General features: G+C 70.9%; 11 protein-coding genes. 4 read left to right on the top strand and 7 right to left on the bottom strand.

What is annotated here, in order from left to right; genetic code table 11:
• Nucleotides 1-193: 193 nt before the first annotated feature.
• A complete protein-coding gene (locus tag R6Y94_RS23105; RefSeq protein WP_318397987.1) occupies nucleotides 194-595 on the top strand; it encodes a hypothetical protein in 402 nt (133 codons plus the stop codon).
• A gap of 269 nt (nucleotides 596-864) precedes the next feature.
• Here R6Y94_RS23105 and R6Y94_RS23100 read toward each other — a convergent pair whose 3' ends face one another.
• On the bottom strand, nucleotides 865-2,175 hold the full coding sequence (locus R6Y94_RS23100; protein ID WP_318397986.1) for an aspartate aminotransferase family protein: 1,311 nt from the start codon (nucleotides 2,173-2,175) through the stop codon (nucleotides 865-867).
• A 129-nt stretch (nucleotides 2,176-2,304) separates the two neighbouring features.
• Between R6Y94_RS23100 and R6Y94_RS23095 the strand changes: the two genes are divergently transcribed.
• The 3 genes from R6Y94_RS23095 (at nucleotide 2,305) to R6Y94_RS23085 (ending at nucleotide 6,506) form a co-directional block, all read left to right on the top strand.
• On the top strand, nucleotides 2,305-3,207 hold the full coding sequence (locus tag R6Y94_RS23095; protein ID WP_318397985.1) for a LysR family transcriptional regulator: 903 nt from the start codon (nucleotides 2,305-2,307) through the stop codon (nucleotides 3,205-3,207).
• Nucleotides 3,208-3,714: 507 nt separating this feature from the next.
• Nucleotides 3,715-5,610 carry an FAD-binding oxidoreductase gene (locus R6Y94_RS23090; protein ID WP_318397984.1) on the top strand — a complete coding sequence of 632 codons (1,896 nt, stop codon included), beginning with the start codon at nucleotides 3,715-3,717 and terminating at the stop codon, nucleotides 5,608-5,610.
• The gene (locus R6Y94_RS23085) at nucleotides 5,607-6,506 is read left to right on the top strand and encodes an LLM class flavin-dependent oxidoreductase (protein WP_318397983.1); all 900 of its coding nucleotides are present in this window, start codon (nucleotides 5,607-5,609) and stop codon (nucleotides 6,504-6,506) included. The genes R6Y94_RS23090 and R6Y94_RS23085 overlap by 4 nt, the downstream gene beginning before the upstream one ends.
• On the opposite strand, the gene R6Y94_RS23080 is transcribed toward R6Y94_RS23085, so the two are convergent.
• From R6Y94_RS23080 to R6Y94_RS23055, 6 genes are all read right to left on the bottom strand, one after another.
• A complete protein-coding gene (locus R6Y94_RS23080) occupies nucleotides 6,439-9,327 on the bottom strand; it encodes an AfsR/SARP family transcriptional regulator (protein WP_318397982.1) in 2,889 nt (962 codons plus the stop codon). The genes R6Y94_RS23085 and R6Y94_RS23080 overlap by 68 nt on opposite strands.
• A 408-nt stretch (nucleotides 9,328-9,735) precedes the next feature.
• The gene (locus tag R6Y94_RS23075) at nucleotides 9,736-10,941 is read right to left on the bottom strand and encodes an FAD-dependent oxidoreductase (protein ID WP_318397981.1); all 1,206 of its coding nucleotides are present in this window, start codon (nucleotides 10,939-10,941) and stop codon (nucleotides 9,736-9,738) included.
• A gap of 157 nt (nucleotides 10,942-11,098) precedes the next feature.
• Entirely contained in the window at nucleotides 11,099-11,746 is a 648-nt protein-coding gene (locus R6Y94_RS23070; protein WP_318397980.1) for a PadR family transcriptional regulator, read from the bottom strand.
• A 124-nt stretch (nucleotides 11,747-11,870) separates the two neighbouring features.
• Complete coding sequence (locus R6Y94_RS23065) at nucleotides 11,871-13,718, bottom strand: LamG-like jellyroll fold domain-containing protein (RefSeq protein WP_318397979.1); 1,848 nt, start codon at nucleotides 13,716-13,718, stop codon at nucleotides 11,871-11,873.
• A 190-nt stretch (nucleotides 13,719-13,908) separates the two neighbouring features.
• Nucleotides 13,909-17,844, bottom strand: coding sequence for a ThuA domain-containing protein (locus R6Y94_RS23060; protein WP_318397978.1), 3,936 nt, complete (start codon nucleotides 17,842-17,844; stop codon nucleotides 13,909-13,911).
• 217 nt (nucleotides 17,845-18,061) lie between these two features.
• Nucleotides 18,062-19,291, bottom strand: a complete 1,230-nt coding sequence (locus R6Y94_RS23055; protein ID WP_318397977.1) for a multicopper oxidase domain-containing protein — start codon at nucleotides 19,289-19,291, stop codon at nucleotides 18,062-18,064.
• Nucleotides 19,292-19,310: the final 19 nt, after the last annotated feature.

Below are 19,310 nucleotides of genomic sequence, written 5' to 3'. Positions count from 1 at the left end.
GAAGCCGGCTTCACCGAGCAGGACATCCAGACGATGGCGGTGGAGAACTCCCGCCGGCTGGCGGTAACCGACGCGGACCGGGTGCCGGCATGACCGGTCGCCGGATGCTGGTGGTCGGCGCGCACAGCGCGGACTTCGTCTGGCGGGCTGCCGGGGCGGTTGCCGCGCACACCGCCGCCGGGGCGAGGCGCTGATGCTGGCCCTGTCGTACGGCGAGCGCGGCGAGTCCGGTGAGCTGTGGAAAGACCCGGACCAGACGATCGAGAACGTCAAGCGGATCCGGCACGAGGAGGCGCAGCGGGCCGCGGAGGCCGTCGGGGCGAGCTTCGAGGCGTTCGACCTGGGGGACTACCCGCTACGGATCCGGGAGGCCGAGGCGTTCCAGCGGCTCATCCCGCTTCGAGGCGTTCGACCTGGGGGACTACCCGCTACGGATCCGGGAGGCCGAGGCGTTCCAGCGGCTCATCCCGAACGTGGTCCGTACGCTGTGACCGGCCCGTCGGCCGGGGAGGCCGGTCCACGGGCACGGCCGGTGGCGGGCGAACCGCGCCACGACGGGTACGGCATCCGGGCGGCCGAGGAATCCGCAGGGTGAGTCCGGGACGGCGGACCGACCCCGCCGGTTACCTCCGACCGGGGTCGATCCGTCAACCCGCCGGCGGGATGCCCGGACGCTGCCGGCGAGGCGACGGGGGACCGTCTCGATTCCGGGTGGCCCACTCATCCGGGTGGCCACTCATCCGGGTGGCCACTCATCCGGGTGGCCACTCATCCGGGTGGCCACTCATCCGGGTGGCCACTCATCCGGGTGGCCACTCATCCGGGTGGCCACTCATCCGGGTGGCCACTCATCCGGGTGGCCACTCATTCGGCGGTCTCGCTGAGCACGGCCTTGACTGACGCCTCGAGGATGTCCACTCCGGTGTGCAGCTCGTCGTCGCTGATCGTGAGCGGCGGGGCGATGCGGAAGATGCCGCCCATCCCGGGTAGCTGGACGATGTTCATGTGCAGGCCCCGTTCGAGACAGGCCGAGGTGACCGCTGCGCCCAACGCATCGGCCGGCGCCTTGCTCTCCTTGTCCCGCACGAGCTCGACACCTTGGAGCAGGCCGCGGCCGCGAACGTCGCCGACGACTTCGTAGCCGTCGCGAAGCTCCAGTAGCCGGGCGGTGAGCTGGTCGCCCAACCTCGCCGCACGCTCGACGAGGTCTTCCCGGTCGATGACGTCGAGGACCGTCAGCGCGACCGCTGCCGCCAACGGATCGGAGACGTGCGTGGTGTAGAAGAGGAACCCACGGTCGTGGCAGACCTGCTCGATCTCGGCGGAGGTGAGTACGGCCGCCACGGGCAGCCCGGCCCCGAGGGTCTTCGACAACGTCAGGATGTCCGGGGCGACTCCGTCGCGCTCGAACGCGTACATGGTGCCGGTGCGGCCGAGACCGGTCTGCGCCTCGTCGAGGATGAGCAGCATCCCGCGCTCGTCGCACATCTGCTTGAGGCGGCGCAGGTATCCGGGCGGCAGGTCGATGATCCCACCCGAGGAGAGGATGGGCTCGACCAGACAAGCGGCGAGACTCCCGGCGGACTGCTGATCGACCAGGGCGAAGCCGTAGGCGAGTTCGGCCTCCCAGTCGTGCGACCCGTCGGAGGATCGGAACGGCGACCGGTACGCATTCGGCGCCGGCAGTGCGAGGTTCCCCGGTATCGGGGGGCCGTAGCCGCGCCGCCCGGCCGCGAAGGTCGCGGAGGCCGCTCCTTGGGTCATGCCGTGCCACGACCGGTCAAAAGAGACGATCTCGTAGCGACCGGTGCAGAGCTTGGCCATCTTGATCGCGGCCTCGTTCGCCTCGGCGCCCGTGGTGAGCAGCAGAATCTTGCCCAGCGTGCGGGGCAGCGTCGCGGTGAGCCTGTCGGCCAGCTCCAACAGCGGGGTACTCAGCATGCCGCTGTAGAGGTGGTCCAGCGACGCGACCGCGGAGGAGACCGTCGACACGATGTCCGGGTGAGCGTGGCCGAGGATCGCACTCATCTGCCCCGAGGTGAAGTCGAGGATCGGCGCTCCCTGACGGTCGAAGACGTACGCACCGGAGGCCCGCTCGATGATCCGCGGGGTGAAGCTCACTCCGTAGCGGATCAGGAGGCGGTCGGCCTCCGCCCAGAACGTCGTGTCCATCATCGTCCCTCTCTGACCGGCGCCGGAGACCGGGCCGGTGGACCGGCCCGACAGTCATCCTCGACCGCACCAGGAGTCGCAACAAGCAAACAAATGTCGCTTACCGTTCGGCATCGCCGTATGGTCTGCCACATGCTCAACCCACGACGTCTGGTGGTCCTGCGCGCGGTACTGGCAGCCGGATCGATCAACAGGGCGGCACGGAACCTCAGCTACTCACCGGCGACGATCAGCCAGCACATGACCGCGCTGGCGAGGGAGACCGGACTGGTCCTGTTCGAGAAGCAGGGACGCGGCATCGTCGCCACCGATGCCGCCCGGCGGCTGGCGGACCAGGCCCAGGCGCTGGTCGCCGACTTCGACCGCCTCGAACGGGTCGTGGCGGACCTTCGGGGCGGTCAGGCGGACCACCTGGCGATCGCCTGCTTCGCCTCCGCGGCCGAACAGTGGATACCGGAGGTCGTGCGAACCGTTCGTCGACACCAACCGAACCTCACCGTCGAGATCAGCCTCAACGAACCCGTCGACGGGCGTGGCCGCCGACAGCCGGACCTCGACATCCGAACCGAGCCTGCCAGCGGCGTCGAAGTGCAGCTCGACGGCTACCGACGGCACGAACTCACCGTCGAGGAACTCGTCGCCGTGCTCCCCGTCGCGCACCCGCTGGTCAACGCTGGCCAGATCGCCCTGCGGGATCTCGGCGACGAACCGTGGGTGGACCACGACATCTACGACAGCCCGATCGGGCAGATCGTCTCGAGCGCATGCAGGGCCGTCGGATTCACGCCGCGATATGCCGCCCGTCTGGACGATCACCGAGCGGCGCTGCGCCTGGTGGCGACGGGCATCGGAGTCACCGTCCTACCGCGCCTGGCCGTCGCGGAACTCCCCGGCGGAGTGGTCTCCCGGCCACTGGTCAACCCCACCGTCTCGCGGCGCATCGTCGTGCACGCCCGGCAGGACCGACGCCGCGGCGACGTTATCGCCCGCGCGGTGGCGCAGCTCCGGGTCAGCGCCGGCAGCCCCGCGGGGTAGCCGCCGTGCCGGCGCCGGCCACCGTACCGACGTCGCTGGGTCGGTGACGCGGGGCGTCGCCGACCGTGCGGTGTGCGCCAGCGGTGAGCACGGCGGACCGGTGCCGTGCGTACACCTGTTCCTCGGTCAACTGCGTAGCAGCGGGCCGCACTTCACGTGGCAGACGCGTACGGTGCGGATGCCCTGGTTCTCGTCCGTCCGGCCGGACACATCGGGCAGGTTGCCGACCCGGCGGATACGGGCAGCGTCGCCGGGTACCTCCGCTCGAGGTGAGAGGCCGTCATCGGCGTACGCCGGCCCGGACAGCGGCTGGCCGTCCGGGCCGGCGGGCCGGGTGGCCCGGCGCGGACGCTGGGGGTGAGCAGCCCGGCGTCGGCGGTCCGCTCGGTCCCGTCCGCCTCGGCGGTGTCACCCTGGTCACTCCGGAATATCTCCACCGGCATCTACCGTTAGACCGAACGTCTGCTAACAATACGATCTAAGATCAAGATTTTACTGGGAGATCGGATGGCCATCGAGTTGGGGATCGCGCTGGACCTCTCGAGGGCGCGCTCCGATCCCGAAACACTCGCCGCGTTGGCCCGCCGGGCGGAGGCGGGCGGTCTGGACCTTGTCGTCGTGCGTGGCGACGGTGCTCCGGAGGAGCTTCACGGGCTGGATCCCTGGACCACCGCGGTCTGGCTCGCCGGCCGGACCAAGCACATCCAGTTCGGCGTCGCCTCCCCGGCGCCCGCCACGGATCCGACCGACCCGCATGCGCCGTACCCCGCCGTGGTCGACAAGGCTCGGCAGAGTCTCGACCTGCTGGCCGGCACCAGGCTGATCACGTCGGAGTCGGCCTGGGTGACCGCGCCCGAGGGTGCCGGGCCCGACCAGGTCCGCACCCTGGCCGAGGCCGGGCTGCCGGTGGTGGTACCCGCACGTACCGAGGCGGACGTGGATCGCCTGACCGCCCTGCTCGGCGAGCAGGGCCGCGGCGGCCGGCCCCGGCGGCCGGCGGCCGCCCGGGCGCGCCGCCGGGCAGGCATCGACTACGACGGAATACCGGAGTCACTCGCGGACGCCGCCGTCGAGCCCGGTGACCCGGCGTTCCGCGCGACCGCGTCGACCTACCTGCGGGGCGGCTCACCCGGGCTGGTACTCCGGCCGCGCACGCCGGCAGAGGTGTCCGACGCTCTCGCCTTCGCGCGCCGCCACCGACACCTTCCGCTCGGCGTGCGCAGCGGCGGGCACGGCATCAGCGGTCGCTCGACCAACGACGGCGGTCTGGTCATCGATGTCGGAGGGCTGAACCGCATCGAGGTACTCGACCGGGACCGACGCCTGGTACGGATCGGCCCGGGAGCGACCTGGAAGCAGGTCGCGGCCGCACTGGACCCGTACGGCTGGGCACTCGGCTCCGGCGACTACGGCGGTGTCGGGGTCGGTGGGCTGGCCACCGCGGGCGGGATCGGATTCCTCTCCCGCGAGCACGGGCTCACCATCGACCACCTGCGCGCCGTCGAACTGGTGCTCGCCGACGGCACACCGGTGCGCGCGAGCAAGGACGAGAACCCCGACCTGTTCTGGGCAGTACGCGGGGCGGGCGCGAACTTCGGCGTGGCCACGGCCTTCGAGTTCGAGGTCAACGAGTTGCGCGAGCTCGGTTGGGCCCATCTCGTCCTGGTCAGCACCGACATGGCGCAGACGCTGCGTCGCTTCGGCGAGCTGGCGAGTACGGCGCCCCGGGACACGACGGCGTTCCTCGTCACCGGGCGGCCGCGCCAGGGCCGGTCGACGGTCCAGCTGTTCTCGATAGTCGACGCGCAGGACCCCGAGGTCGTCGTCGACCGGCTCACCCCGTTCACGGAACTCGGCCTGCTCGCGCAACAGCAGGTCGTGCTCACCAGGTACAAGGACGTGATGGCCCAAGCCGCCGACGTCGGTCCCGACGGCCACCACGGAATGGGCGAGCCGGTCTCCCGGTCGGCGTTCCTGCCGGTACTCACCGACGAGTTCGCCCGCGACGCCGCCCGGCTGCTGCGCAGCGGCCTGGTCTACTTCTTCGAGTTGCGCGCCATGGGCGGGGCCATCGCCGACACCCCGGCCGACGAGACGGCGTTCGCGCACCGTACCCCGGCTTTCCAGGTCACGGCGATGGGCGCGGACCGGGCGGCGCTCGACGCGGCCTGGGACGGACTCGCCCACCACTTCGACGGCCTCTACCTCAGCTTCGACACCGACCTGCGGCCGGAGCGGCTGCACGACGCCTTCCCACCGCGGGTGCTGGCCAAGCTGCGGGGCCTCAAACGGCGTTACGACCCGGACAACCTGTTCCGGGACAACTTCAACATCGACCCGCGCCTCGACGCCGAGGCCGGGATGCCCGCCACCGAGCGGGCGGACGAGGAGACCATGTCATGACCGACTACGGACACGACCTGCTGTTCGGCACCTTCGTGACCCCCGCAGCGGGGAGCGCCCAGCACGTCGTCGACCTGGCGATCACCGCTGACCGGGCCGGGCTGGACCTGGTCACGTTCCAGGACCACCCCTACCAGCCGGCGTACCTGGACACCTGGACGCTGCTGTCCTACGTCGCCGCGCGCACCGAACGGGTACGACTGAGCGGCAACGTGCTCAGCCTCCCGCTACGCCCGCCCGCCGTACTCGCCCGAGCCGCGGCCTCGCTCGACGTGCTCAGCGGCGGCCGCTTCGAACTCGGCATCGGCGCCGGTGCCTTCTGGGACGGAGTAGCCGCGATGGGCGGCCGTCGCCTCAGCGCGGGGCAGGGCGTCGTCGCGCTCGGCGAGGCGATCGCGATCATCCGCGACCTGTGGGACACCGAGGCTCGCGGCGTGCTGCGACACGACGGTCGCTACTACACCGCGGCCGGTGCGAAGCGGGGACCACGGCCGGCGCACGACATCGGGATCTGGGTCGGCGCCTACAAGCCCAAGATGCTGGCCCTGACCGGCGCTCTCGGCGACGGCTGGCTGCCCACGGTCGAGTACCTGCCCCGGGGGGTCGAATCGTTGCCCGAGCTCAACGCCCGGATCGATGAGGCCGCGGTCGGGGCCGGTCGCTCCCCGGCCGCGGTGCGGCGCCTGATGAACGTCATGAACGTCGAGTTCTCCCCGACCGGCCGTGGCCTGCTGACCGGCCCACCCGGCCAGTGGGTGGAACAGCTCGCCGATCTCACCCTCACGCACGGCGTCACCGCCTTCCTCATCGGCGGCGACGACCACGGCATCACCGAACGGTTCGCCGCGGAAGTGGCACCGGCCGTACGCGAACTCGTCGAGCGGGAGCGGGGCTGAACGCCGGCCCCGCACCGAAGCCGACCTTCCTGGCGCGCAGACGACCGAGCCGGACCCGGATCCGCTCGGCGTCGGGATGTCCGATCTCGACGAAGATTTCGAGCGCCTGCCGCCAGGCGTCACCGGCCGCTCCGGCATCGCCGGCGGCATCATGGGCGTCACCGAGATAGCGCAGGGTGTCCGCCACGTTGTACCGGTCGCCGAGGCCGGCGAAGAGCTCCCGGGCCTCCCGGTAGCAGGCGACTGCCTGGCGGTGGCTGCCGAGGTGCTGGTGGGCGTAGCCGAGGCTGTGCAGGGTGTTGGCCTCACCGCGCCGGTCGGCGAGGGCCCGCTGGAGGAGCAGCGCCTTCTGGCAGTGCACCAGCGCCTTCCGGTAGTTCCCGAGCTGGGCCTCGTACCAGCCGACTCCGTTGAGCGCCCGCGCCTGCCCTGTCCGGTTGAGCGCGGCCCGGTTCAGCTCGAACGCCTGCTCGGCCTGGTCACGCGCCTCGGCGTACCGCGCCTGCCGGGCGAGCACTCTGCCGAGTCCGAGGTGGACGAACGCCTGCCCGACGGTGTCGTCCAGTTCGCCGAAGAGGCCGAGCGCCAGGCGGTAGTGGGCCTCGGCCTTGGCGAGCGGACCCAGTTGGGCGTACGCCCCGCCGAGCCCGCGCTGCGCATAGGCCTGAGCCCGTCGGTCGCCGAGTCGCCGGGCGGCCTCCAGAGCGGTGAGCTGGGTGACCGCCAGGTCGTGGTAGCGGCCGCCGTAGTCGAAGTGGTCCACGAGGATCCACGCCAGCCGCCAGGCGCGCGCGTCGAACCCCTCGCCGGCCGCCCTGGCTATCGTGGCGAGCAGTACGGAGTGCTCCGCGGCGAGCCAGTGCCGGGCCCCGGCGCGATCGGCGAGCGGTTCACAGTCCACTCCGGACTCGGCCGGCTCGACGGCGAGCATCTCCCGGTGCGGATCCAGCAGCCGACAGGCGTCCCGCGCGATGTGCAGGTAGTGGTCGAGGACCCGGCGTACGGCGGCCCGGCGGTCCGGTTCGGGGTCCAGCTCGGCTGCCAGCTCCGCGGAGTACGACCGCAGCAGGTCGTGGAAGGTGTACCTGCCGGGCGCGTGCTCGACGACCAGGTGGGCGCGGGCCAGTTCGGCCAGTAGCGGGCGTACCCGGTGCGATGGCAGCCCGGCCAGGCTCGCCGCGGCCGGGGCGGCGGTGTCCGGGCCGGGATGCAGGCCCAACAGCCGGAAGAGCCTGGCCGCGGCCGGGCTCAGGGTGCGGTAGGACCAGGAGAGCACCGCCCGCACGTCGGTGGCGGCGTCGCCGATGGCGAACACGTCCAGCCCGGCCCGGACGTCCCGCAACTCTCGGGCCAGCGCGCCCAGCGGGAACGCGGGGTGGGTGTCGGCGCGGGCACCCGCGACAGCGAGGGCGAGCGGCAGCCGCGCGCACGACTCGATGATCTCGTCCACGGCCTCGGGCTCGCCGTCGATCCGGGCGGCACCGAGGCGACTGGCCAACATCTCGCGCGCGCCGTCGACGGTCAACAGGTCCAGGGTCACCGGGTGGGCACCCTCGGCCGCGACCAGGCCGGTCAGGTGGTTCCGGCTGGTCACCAGGACCAGACTGCCGGGCGTGCCCGGCAGCAGCGGCCGAACCTGTTCGATGTCCCGCGCGTTGTCCAGCAGGACCAGCATCCGCCGGCCGGCCGCCAGGCTGCGGTAGAGGCCGATCTGTGCCTCCAGACCGGCGGGTATCCGATCGGGGGGCACGGCCAGGGCGTCGAGGAAACCGCGTACCGCCTCGGCCCGGCTCATCGTCGCCCCGGTCGGGTCGAAACCGCGCAGGTTCACGTACAACTGTCCGTCGGGAAAACGATCGGCGACGCGGTGCGCCCAGTGCACCGCCAGGGCGGTCTTGCCGACTCCGGCGGTGCCCGACAGCACACAGACCGGCACGGCGGTGGCGTGTCCGCTGGTGCCGGAGAGGATGGCGTCCAGCCGAGCCAGCTCGGCCGCTCGGGCGGCGAATCCCCGTACGTCCGACGGCAGTTGTTTCGGCACGGTGGCCGGTGCGGCGGGTGGTGCGGGTGGCGAAGTCACCGCCTCCTGGCGGAGGATCCGCCGGTGGAGATCCTGTAGTTCGCCGCCGGGCTCGGTACCGAGTTCGTCCCGGAGCACCCGACGGGCATCCTGGAAAGCCTTGAGCGCCTCCGCCGGACGTCCCGCGCCGCACAGCCCGCGCATCAGCCGGGTCCACAGGTTCTCCCGCAGCGGATACTGGAGTACCAGGCGACGCAGCTCGGCGATCACGCCGTCGTGCTCGCCCAACGCCAACCTCGTCGTGACGTGCTGCTCGACGGCGCTGAGGTGGCGCTCCTCCAGCAGGGCCAGCTCGGCCCAGAGGCGTGGGCCGAGCGGCAGCCCGTCCAGCGGAGTGCCGCGCCACAGTCGCAGCGCCTCCTGGTAGCACTCCGCCGCTCGCCCGAACGCGGCCTCGTCCTGGGCCTGCCGTGCCCGGTCGATCAGCTCGGAAAACGTCTCCAGGTCCAACTCGCCGGGCAGCACCCGGAACAGGTAGCCGCCGGCGTCGGTGACGAGCCGGGAAGCGTCCGCGCCGGCCTGCGGCAACCGCTGTCGCAGCCCCGCGACGTACGTCCGGAGGTTGGACTCCGGGCTGGCGGGCGGTGTCTCCCACACCACCTCGGTCAGGTACTGGGCGGTCACCAGCTCGTTGGCGCGCAGTAGCAGAGCCGCCAGCACGGCGCGCTGGCGAGGCCCGCCCAGCGGCACGCTCGCCCCCGCGTGCCGCACCTCCAGCGGCCCCAGCACCCGAAGCTCCACCCTGCTCCTCACCCACGTCGACCCGCCCGACGTCGAGAGACCCGACGTCGGAACGACAAGTCCGTACGGGTTGGCCAGCCACACGCGGCACAGAACACCGCCAATATAGGGGACGAATCGTCAAGCGCGCCACGACGCCCGTGCGGGATCTGTGCGGGATCTGAGTGGTCGAGGCGGTCGGTTCTGTTGGCCGGTGGGCTGCTGCTGGCCGGACGCGGTGGACCGGAGGAGCCGGTCATCCAGAGTTGGCGACGGTGAACGCCGACAGCGAGCGGGTGACGACCATCGGGGGCATCCGGAACCGTGTGTACGGCCCTCGGGTGCCCGGCGTACGGCCAGCCGACCGTGGTCCACCCGTCGCTGATGCGGTCGGGTGGGCCCCCGGCCGGCTCCAGGCGCCGACGCCGCTCAACGCAGCGCCGGGTCCCCGGTCACCGGTGCGTCCCAGTCGATCACGTAACGCTGCTCCGGGCCGATCGTCTTCTCCGGGTTCATGGCGGTCTTCATCACCAGGGGCATCAGCAGCGGCATCAACACCCTGGCCACCGCGCCGGGGGCCTTCGCCTGGTTGATCCGCGCCGCGCGGGCGGCGATCCGTTCCACGCGACCGCGCCGCAGGCGCTCGAAGGCGGCGTACGCCGCCGGGACGTCGGTGATGTCACGCAGGCAGCGGGCCAGTTGCACCGCGCTTTCGATCGCCAGCGACGCGCCCTGGCCGGAACTGTTGGAGGGCGCATGAGCCGAGTCGCCGACCAGCACCATGCGGCCCCGATGCCAGTGCGGGACGCGGGGCATGATCTGCAACGATCCGACCACCTGAAGTTCGTCGGCGCTGCTGGTCGACATCAGGTCACGGCCGGGATCGTCTTCGGCGTAGGCGGCGCGCAGTGTCCGCATCCAGTCGGCCGACGGCACCGCGCGGGCTTCGGTGAGGCTGATCGGCCGTTCCTGCGGCAGGTTGACGCCCCACCGGGTGCCGCCGCCCGGCTCCGGCCAGTAGAGGTAGTAACCGCCCTTGCCGAAGGCGAAGGTCATCGTGCCGGGGCCGGTGTCCACGTCGTGCCGCGCGACCGCTTCGAAGCCGAGGAGTCCGGTGAACTGCGGGCCGGGTGCCTCGGGGTCGATCAGGCGGCGTACGGTCGATCGGATGCCGTCGGCCCCGACGAGGATGTCGGCGCTGGCGGTGCTGCCGTCGGCGAACCTTGCCGTGATGCCCGTCGCGCTCTCCTGCGTGTCCAGCAGGCGCTTGCCGTACTCGATGGTCACGCCGGCGGCGACGGCCCGGTCGTGCAGTACCCGGTAGAGGTCGCTGCGGTGCACCAGTTGCAGCGGCGGTACGTCGGCCAGGCCGGGCATTTCCATATGCTTGCCGCCGACGGCCATGGCCATCCGGGTGATCGGCGTGGCGATTGCGGCCACCGCCTCGTCCGCGCCGACGGTCCGCAGGGCCGCGACGCCGTTCGGCGCGAGCGCGAGCGTGCCCCCGATGCCGTCGGCGGTGCTCGGGTACGCCTCGTAGACGGTGGCCACGATGCCCGCCCTGCGCAGCGCCAGTGCCGCCACCGGGCCGGCGATCCCGCCGCCGACGACGATCGCTGTCCGTACCTCAGTCATGGTCTTCTCCCTGGTCATCGGTTCTCGTGCATGGCGAACCGACCTGGGAGGGAACCGGCTATCCTCGTGGTTGCCGCCTCGCGCCGAGCGCCTTCCCAGGTGTGGTTCGAGGTAAGGGCCCTGGCGCGGTGTTGGCGCACCGCGCCAGGGCCGTCCGTCACTCCGTCGAGCTGGTCCTTTCCGCGAGTTCGGTCAGCTCCGCCGGCATCTCGCCGGTTTCGTGGAAGGCCCGCCACACGTCCAGCCCCGGGTAGCTGCCCGAGGTCAGTTCGGCGAGCAGAGAGCGGATCCAGGCCGCTTCCGCCTCCTGGATGGCCAGGTCGTATTCCGACTCGACCAGGAACAGTCGCGGGATGTGCCGGGTGTGCTGCGCGAGCGCGTCGCGCGCGGCCGTGAGGTTGTCTTCCAGCAGGTCCAGCCGCCGCCGCAGCAGACGCGTGGCCTCGTCCGGGTGAAGGACGGCGAGCACGGACAGACCGGCCCGGAAGCGCGGTTGCTCGCGCATGGGGGTCGAGACCAGCTCGCGGGCCCAGTCGACCAGCTCCGCGCGGCCGGAGTCGGTGATGCGATAGACGGTGCGCTCGGGTCGACGACCTTCGCGGACACTCTGCACGGCGGTGATCATGCCGTGTTTATCCATGTTGCGAATGACCGTGTAAAGAGATCCCCATTTGATCTGCATGTCCTGGTCTTTGCCCCAGGCGCGCAGTGCCGTGGCGATCTCGTAGGGGTGCATGGCTCGCTGGGCCAGCGCCGACAGCACGGCGAGGGCCAGCAGGTTGCTGACCTTGCGCCGCTTCGTCACGCTACCCACCTCGCCGACACTCGTGCGCGATTACTCGCAGACGAGTATATGTACGCGAGTAGCGGTTGGCAACGCGGGCGCGCCCGGGGTTGTGGGCGCGCCCGCGTTGTGCGGGTGGGCGAGGTCAGGCCCGGAGGAACCTGCTGACCGGCAGCGGACGGTCGACGATGCGCAGGTCTCCGATCCAGCCGTAGAAGCCCTGTTCCACGATCCGGTCGTAGTGGTAGGCACCGACGAACCACGGCTCGCGTGAGCTGGCCAGTCCTCGGGCCGGGGTGGACGGGTTGCGGAGCAGTTCGGCGCCGTCGACGAAGAGGGTGGTACGCCGGCCGTCGTTCACCACCGCGACGTGGAACCATTCGTCGGCGTGCATCTCGTGGCCCCAGTTCGTCGAGATGCCGTCCTGGTTGACCGGGAAGACCGCCCACTGCAACGCCATGCCGTCCGACATGCTGAGCGTGGCGATCGGCTCCGCCGGGTCACCACCGGTCTTGCCGGCGTCCCGGCCGGGGCCGAACCGGCTCAGGATGCTCATCCAGGCGTGGTTGGTGGCCCGGACGTCCGCCGGCAGCTTCACGAACGCCTCGATCGTGTAGCCGTTGCCGAAGGTCGTCGCGTTCAGCGGCGCCTCGTCGACGGTACGCAGGTAGGCGCCGCGGGCGGGCCGCTTGCCGCCGTCGAAGAAGAGGCTCGCGTGCGCCGGCTGGTCGCCGTGGTGTTCGGTGGACCAGCGCAGCGCGTCCGGGCCGCTGCCGGCGATGGTGACCCGGGTCAGGTGGTTGCCCCGGCCGGAGAGATCCGCGATCCGGAAGCCGTCCGGCACGGGCGTGCCATCAGTCCGGCCCTGGTCGAACCGCCAGTACGCGACGGTGCCGTCGACCAGTACGGTGGCCGGGTTGCGGGGCGGGCGGGGCGGCACCGGGGCGAAGCCGGCGAACCGGTCGGCGAAGTCGACGGCCAGACTGAACCGGTTGGCCGGGTCGGTCAGCTCGACCTCCCGTTGCTCCAGTGCGTTGCGTCGCTCCGGCTGCTGGCCGAGGATCCACGGCGAGACCGTCTCCACGTCGATCGTGTTGCGCGCCAGGTCGAAGTGGTAGAGCCGGATCATCGCGCCGCCGCCGTAGTAGCGGTCCTGGTAGTTGGTGATGTGCACGTGCACGTCCCGCCCGGCGCCGTTGCGCAGCACAGTGCGTCCGGGCGGCCAGAAGTGCCCGTTGAGGGTGAGGAAGATCTGGTCGCTGTCCTTGATCAGCCCGTCCCAGAGCCGCTGGCCGTGCCCGGAGAGTTCCGCGACGCCGGTGTCGTCGGCGTGCGCGAGGTCGTGGGTGGTCAGGATGACGGGGGTACGCGGGTGTGCCGCGAGCACGGCCTTCGCCCAGCCGAGGGTGCCGTCGGAGGGCCGCCAGTCGAGGGCGAACACCAGCCACTCGCGCCCGGCGGCGGTGAAGACGTGGTACGTGTTGTAGCCGTCCGGCGTGCCGCCCCGGTACGTCGGCGAGGTACGGAATCGCCGTGGCCCGAACACGTCGAGGTACGGACTCGGTCCACGCTGGTCGGTGGTTGACGGGTCGACGTCGTGGTTGCCGGCCAGCACGCTGTACGGCGTCCGACGCCGGTCGAAGATTTCGAAGACCTCGCCGGCTTGGGCCAACTCGGCGGCGGCCGCGTTCTCCACGATATCGCCGAGGTGGGTGGTGAAGACGATGTTCCGCTCCGCCTGGTGATCCTGGATCCAGCGCAGCGTCGCGGTGAGCGGCGCCGGATCGCCCCGGTCGGCGTCGAACAGATACTGCGTGTCGGGGATGACGGCCAGGGTGAACCGGGGTGACCCGACGTCGGGGCGGTCGCCGGTGTGCTGGCCGGCCAGCGCGGTGCCCGGGATGAGCGCCCCGCCGGTACCCGCGGCCACCAGCCCAGCCCCCACCAACCCGGCCCCCTGCAGGAATCTGCGCCGGTTCGGGGTCTGCTGCATGATCTTGCTCCTCGGATCGCGGAAGAAACCGCTGATCAGTACGACGGAGGCCGTCAAACAGAGATCATTTCTGCCGTCAACGCGGACCGAACTCCCGGTGAACCTCGCCAGCGGCATCGCCCCTGGATACCTGGGAAAGCAGAGGTGCCGGATACGGGCACCACGCCCGTATCCGGCACCTACCGGTCGGTCAGAGCTGGCGCACCCTGATGTTGCGGAACTCGATCACGTCGTTGTTACCGTGGTTCTGCAACCCGACGAAGCCGCTCAGGAACTGCCGCAGGTCGGTCGGCGGGTCGCCCTGGCGGGACGACTGCTTGCCGGGTGTGTTGTCGAACTCGCTGATCACCACACCGTTCCGGCTGATCGTGTAGTGCTGGCCGATCACCCGGACCTCGTAGTCGTTCCACTGGTTCTTCGGGGTCGCCCCGGCCTTGTCCAGGGTGTTCGGCGCGAAGTTGTAGACCGAGCCCGTCTTCTGCGGCTCGCCGGTCTCGCCGTCGTAGATCTGGATCTCGTGGCCGCAGTAGATCGCGACCCAGGCCGGGGAGGTACGGGCCGAACCCACCGTGCCGCAACTGCCGGCGGGACGCTGCTCCAGCGGAGTCCTCGGGTCCGGGAACCGTACGAAGATGCCGCTGTTGGCCCGGACGTTCTCCGGGGAGATGTCGCGGAACTGCACCCTGATCGAGTAGTCGGCGAGCTGCTGGTCCGCGTACCACAGCATGCCGAGGCCGCCGGAGCTGCGGATCGAGCCGTCGGGACGCAGTGCGAACGACCCGCCGGGTGCCTGGCGCCAGCCGGCGAGCGACTTCGCCGATCCGTCGAAGATCGGCTGGTAGCCGTCGGTGGCACCGATCGGGGACTGCCGCCCGGCCTGGCGCAGCGCCCTGGACTCGCGGTTGTCGATGACGTGCGCCGCGGTCAGTTCGGCGAGCACGGCGTCGAGGTGGGTGACGAACGAGGCCCGGTTCGGCCAGGTGGTCTCGTCGTCGATCAGGTCGTTGATCGTGCAGCCGCCGCCGGTCTGCCGGTTGGCGACCCCGGTGTCGGTGTCCAGCATCCAGACCGTCGGCCGGGCGTCGGCGGCACCGCAGCCGGCGTTCACGTCGATCTTCCCGGTGACCACCTCCCCGTCGGCGTAGGTCACCTTCACCGTCGCCTGGAAGGTGCCGTACCGCTTGTAGGTGTGCGTCGGGTGGGCTTGGTGCGACAGCTTGCTGCCGTCGCCGAAGTCCCACTCCCAGGCCACCCCGCCGACCCTCGCGGCGGAGAAGCCGATGGTCCGGGGCTGGCTCGGCGTGACCGACTGCGCCGTGGCCAGGCTCGGGTTCGGGGTGGCCTGGCCACCCTGGTAGGTGATCCGGATCAGCTTCTGGTTCGGGTGCAGGCTGAAGAAGCCCCTGCCGTAGTCGAGCATGTAGAGCGCGCCGTCGGGCCCGAACTTCGCGTCCATCCACGAGTCGAGCTGGTTGGCGCCGGTACCGGCCTGGATGATGCCGCGCAGGTCCTCGGCGAAGGCCGGCGCCCCGGCGTGGGCGACCGTACTCGGGTCGACGGTGACGGCGATCCGGTTGTGAGCGCCGGACTGGTCACCGATGAACCACTTGTTGTCCCAGTACGCCGGCCAGGCGACGCCGCTGTTCACGTCGACCTTCTCGCGCTGGTAGGTCGGGCCGTCCATGACGGCCTGGCTGCCGCCGCTCAGGTACGGCTGGGTGTAGGTGGCCTCCTCAGCCTTGTACGTCGGCAGCCCGCTGCCGTCGGTCCGCTTCGGGAAGATCGGGCCGCCGCCCTGCGGGGAGTACCAGATCATGTTGTCCCGCACCGGCGGCAGGTTGACCAGACCGGTGTTGCGCGGCGATTCGTTCTTCGGGTTGTCGCAGTCGTACCAGCCGGTCAGCACGGTGGCGTCGGCGTTGCTGCGGTCCCGGTACGGCTGCCGGTTGCCCATGCAGTACGGCCAGCCGTGGTTGCCCGCCGAGGTGATGATCGTCGCCGTCTCGTACTTCGCCGGGCCGAGTTCCGGGCTCGGGGCGCCGGCGTCCGGGCCGACCCATGCGGCGGTGAGCCAGTCGTTCACCGGGTCCCAGGCGATCCGGGCGATGTTGCGCACGCCCATCACGTAGATCTCCGGCCGGGTCTTGCCACCGCCCTGCTCCTGGCCGGTGAAGAGGTTGCCGTCCGGGATCGTGTAGGTCCCGTCGGGCTCGGGGTGGATGCGGATGATCTTGCCGTTCAGGTCGTTGGTGTTGCCGGAGGTACGCCGGGCGTCCTGGAACGAGATGCCCGCGTACTCCTGGGTCCAGTTGTTGCCGGAGTAGCCGCTCGACCCGCCGGAGGAGTTGCTGTCACCGCTGCCGATGTAGAGGTTGCCGGATTCGTCGAAGGTCATGCCGCCACCGGCGTGGCAGCAGCTGTGGATCTGGGTGTCCCAGTGCAGCAGGTCCTTGCGGGTGCCCTGGTCGATCGACTGCTGCGCGTGGTCGTAGGTGAACCGGGAGACCGTACGCTGGCCGACCCGCCGCTCCCGGTCGATCGACTCGTGCGGCATCCAGTAGACGTAGAACCAGCCGTTCTCCGCGAACTTCGGGTCGAGGGTGATGCCGACCAGGCCCTCCTCGTTCTTCACCAGCTCGCTGCCGCTGCCCCGGTTGCCCATCACCTTGAGCGTGGTCAGCAGCTTGACCTGCTTGCTCTTCGGGTCCCACTGGTGGATGGTGCCGCAGCCCAGGCCCACGTTCGGGTCGACCCAGTCGGCGACCGGGCCACTCGGGCAGGCGGCCTTGCCGATGTAGAAGACCTTGCCGTCGGGCGCGATGGTCAGGCCGTGCGGCTCACCGATCTGGTCGAGCTGCCCGGACTGGTTGGTGGTGGTCAGCCGCTCGATCCTGTAGTTCGCCGCGATGGTCGCCTGGCAGTCGCCCCGGACCAGGCCGGCCGTCCACTGGAGTGCGCCGAGCAGGTGGCTGCGGAACCGCGTGTCGGTGGTGTAGCTGGCCTCGGTACGCCCCATGCCGGTGTAGAACGACCGGCCGCCGTCGTAGTCCCGGCACCAGGAGATCGGGTGGAAGGCACCGTTGCCGGCCAGCCCGGCGTTGTAGCTGGTCTCCTTGACCTGGGCGATCGTGTGCACCCGGCCGACCGGGCTCGGGTCCCAGTTGATCCACTGGTCGGACCGGGTCCAGTTCAACGGCAGGCCCTTGTTCGCCGGGTGCTGCCGGTCGACCACGTCGACCACGGCCTCCTGCACCCTGCTCTCCGGCGCCGGTCCCGCGTTCGGGCCGATCAGCCACAGCTCGGCGAGTTGGATCAGCGGCTCACCGCTGTTCGCGGTGATGTTCAACCGGTAGTACTGGTACGCCTCGGTGTTGGTGAACGTGTACTGCTTGGTCTGGAACCGCCCCGAGAAGGTCTCCCCGGTGCGGCGGTCCAGGTCCGTCCAGGTCTCCCCGTCGGCCGACCCCTGCAGGGTCCAGTCCCTCGGGTCGCGGCCGGTGAAGTCGTTTGCCGAGGTCAGCGCGTAGTGCCCGATCGCCTTCGGCTCGGCGAGCTTGGCGACGACCCAGCCGGTCGGGGTACGGGTGAGCCACTTGGTCCCGGTCGACCCGTCGATCAGGTTCTCGACGATCTCGTTCGGCGGGTTGTTGCCGCTGGCCGTGACGCTCTCGATCTTCTCCGCGTTCGGCAGGCTCGCCGCCGGGCGGGTGCCGATCAGACCGGTGAACCACTCGGAGCCGGGCTGCGCGCGGGCGGCGTCGTGGATGCCGACGAACCCGCCACCGCCCTTGACGTACGCCTGGAACGCCGCTTCCTGGGCGTCGTTCAGCGTCACCCCGTTGGCCGACAGGAACACCACGCTGCGGTAGCGGTCCAGGTTGTCGGGGGTGAAGACCGCCGGGTCGGCAGAGGAGTGCACGGTGAAGCCGTTCTCGTTGCCCAGCTTCCGGATCGTGCTGACGGCCCTGGCGACCGGGTCTTCCTGGGAGGCCGCCGGACCGTGGAAGACCAGCACTCTCACCGCCTGGCCGCTCCAGGCCGGCGCGATGCCGCCGGCCGTCTCGTCCGGGGCCGCGGCGACCGGCGCGCTCAGCAGACCGAGCGTGAGTAGCGCGCCCGAGGCCACGGCGACCGCGCGGCGGAACGGTCCGGCACCGCGACGCCACGGCCGGGGGACCGGGTGGAGCGCGGGGGACGGAAGGTCAACAGGGTCGGGACGGTGCCGCCCGACCGATCGGGATAGCCGGAAATGGCGTCGGTGAGCCATTTCTCCTCCTCCACAGGGGGTACGAAGAGTGCTTCAGGCGTTGGCGTGGTCGGTTGGTGCTGCGGGGTGTCGCGGGTCATCGGTGGTTCGAGTGCGCGCCGGCCGGTGCCGCCGCGCCCTGTGCCGGCGCCGCCGGCGAATGGCGGCCGGCGTGCGGCGGCATCTGCCCGTTCTCGTCGAGCACGTGCAGGGTGGTCGACATGCCCAGGTCGGAGTGGAACTGCATGTGGCAGTGCAGCATCCAGTGGCCCGGTCCCACGGAGTCACCCGCGACGATCTGCACCCCGAAGCTGTCACCCGGGCCGAGGGTCTTGTTGTCGATCACCGGGATCGAGTCGATCAGCGCCCGGTTGGCGCCCTCGACCAGACCGGTCCGGGTGTCCGCCCAGGAGTGACCGTGCACGTGGAACGTGTGCATGTCGTCCCCGATGCCGATCACGATGAACTCGACCCGTTCGCCGAGCTTGGCCACCAGGCAGGTCGGGCCCGGCTGCGGGTTCACCGGGTCACAGGTGTCGGCCTCCGCGCTGCGCCGCAGGTTGATGGTCTGCCGGTCACCGAAGACCGTCACGTAGGTCCGGTCGGGCCTCGGGTCTCCCTGCCGGCGTACCACCAGACCGCCGAACAGCCCGGAGCGCAGGCCCTGGGTGCCGTGCGGCCCGCCGACCACGTGGTCGTGGTACCACCAGTAGCCGGCGGTGCCCTGCGAGGTCGCGGTGCGCGGTTTGGCGAACCAGATGTACGTCCGCGAGCCGCCCGGCGGCACGAACGAGTTGCTGTGCACCGTGCCGTCGGACTGCTGGGTGTACTTGACCCCGTGCACGTGCAGCGAGACGCCGACCGGATGCGCCGGATCGGTGCGCAACTGCTCCAGGGTCGCGGCCGGCACCTGGTTGTGCAGGGTGATCGCCAGGCATTCCCCTTCGATCATCTCCATCGTCGGCCCCGGGTAGGAGGCCGTCTGCGGGGTGAGGCCGTAACCGAGCCGGACCTGGTTGGTCACCGGGTCCCTGGGCAGCTCGACCGCGTACAGGTTCAGCCGCCGGTCCGGCGTGACGCAGCCCGCCGGCCGTTCCGCCGACGGCGCCGCTGCCTCGACCGCCCGCTCGGCCGGCCGGGCGGTGGTGCCGCCGGCCACGGCCAGCCCGCCCGCGCCGACCAGCGTCACCAGCATGATGGCCGCCACCATCACCGCCCGGCCGGCGCTGGTGCCGAGCAGTCGGGCCCGCGACGCCGGGTGCGGATCCGGCCCTCCGTCGGGTGGCGAGAGTACGACCTCGCCGATGTCCTTCGTTTCCTGGTTCAACGTTCTATCCAATCGCTCG

The organism is Plantactinospora sp. KLBMP9567, assembly GCF_033446045.1.
Lineage (GTDB): Bacteria > Actinomycetota > Actinomycetes > Mycobacteriales > Micromonosporaceae > Plantactinospora.
This window is presented reverse-complemented; position numbering and strand designations above follow the sequence as displayed.

Coding starts and splice junctions, on each gene's coding strand:
- R6Y94_RS23105 (WP_318397987.1), top strand. CDS start 194: ATGCTGGCCCTGTCGTACGGCGAGCGCGGCGAGTCCGGTGAGCTGTGG.
- R6Y94_RS23100 (WP_318397986.1), bottom strand. CDS start 2,175: ATGATGGACACGACGTTCTGGGCGGAGGCCGACCGCCTCCTGATCCGC.
- R6Y94_RS23095 (WP_318397985.1), top strand. CDS start 2,305: ATGCTCAACCCACGACGTCTGGTGGTCCTGCGCGCGGTACTGGCAGCC.
- R6Y94_RS23090 (WP_318397984.1), top strand. CDS start 3,715: ATGGCCATCGAGTTGGGGATCGCGCTGGACCTCTCGAGGGCGCGCTCC.
- R6Y94_RS23085 (WP_318397983.1), top strand. CDS start 5,607: ATGACCGACTACGGACACGACCTGCTGTTCGGCACCTTCGTGACCCCC.
- R6Y94_RS23075 (WP_318397981.1), bottom strand. CDS start 10,941: ATGACTGAGGTACGGACAGCGATCGTCGTCGGCGGCGGGATCGCCGGC.
- R6Y94_RS23065 (WP_318397979.1), bottom strand. CDS start 13,718: ATGCAGCAGACCCCGAACCGGCGCAGATTCCTGCAGGGGGCCGGGTTG.